2 protein-coding genes are annotated in these 891 nt (G+C 45.2%); both read right to left on the reverse strand.

The features are described from left to right. Positions 1–337: hypothetical protein (locus A3761_RS05935; protein ID WP_197472871.1), on the reverse strand; the 337-nt coding region annotated here is incomplete at its 3' end. 28 nt (positions 338–365) lie between these two features. Continuing rightward, positions 366–891 (reverse strand): carbohydrate-binding protein (locus A3761_RS05940; RefSeq protein WP_156491655.1); only part of this gene is annotated, 526 nt, incomplete at its 5' end.

The raw sequence follows: 891 nt of genomic DNA on the forward strand, positions 1-891 counted from the left end.
CGGTGCTTTGCAGACTTGTAATGATACTTTTTTCACTGTTTAGCGGGGCGGAACCGGATAGATCAAAAGGCGTGATAAGTTCCTGTGCTTCTGATGTACCTAGATAGATTCCACCAATAGAGAATTTAACCTGTTCGCCATCGCTATAAGAAAACTCACCACGCTCATTCGTCATGCCTGACTGTGTTTCTGTTTCATAATATAGGCCTGATACCGGGCTATCAATAAAACTGCCTGTTCTGATATCCGCTGGTTCAGTGCTCGATTGCTTGCTACCGCCATCACAGGCACTTAATAATATTGGTAGACAAGCAGCGTAAATAAATCGATTCAACATAGTTTCACCTTAAGCTTTAATTTCCATTCTATTGCGGCGTTAGAGTAAACGAGTCGATTCGTTTATCGGTTGGATCGACAAGTATATTGAATCGCAAGGTGTTAGCGCCCGATACTAGCGTGACAGGCAAAGCAGCTGAATCCAAATAGAGAGCGTTATCACCAGTCGCAGAAAGAGCGATGCTACCAGCGGCGCTACCGTTCACAAGGATATCGAAAGAAGAGCTATCATTTGATGAAGCGTATCGGATTGTTAGGTTGTAAGGGATGGCGAACGCCTGAATATCCGAGAACTCAATGTAATCTCCATCCTGTGCCAAGCTTATATTGATATAACCTGAGCCGGTAAAGCCTGAGCCATAACTTTCTACATCTGGCCCACCACCGATTGTGCCCGTTTCGGCCTCGACAAATATTGCAGCAGGGGTGACAACATTAATGGTTCTTTGCACGGTTATTGCGGCATTTCCAGCAGCGTCGACAAGGTCATAGCTCAAGACGTAGGTGCCATCGGTATTAATATCGACAAAGCCGCCTGTTGTAATGTTGAGGCTA

This window comes from Oleiphilus sp. HI0123, from assembly GCF_001635315.1.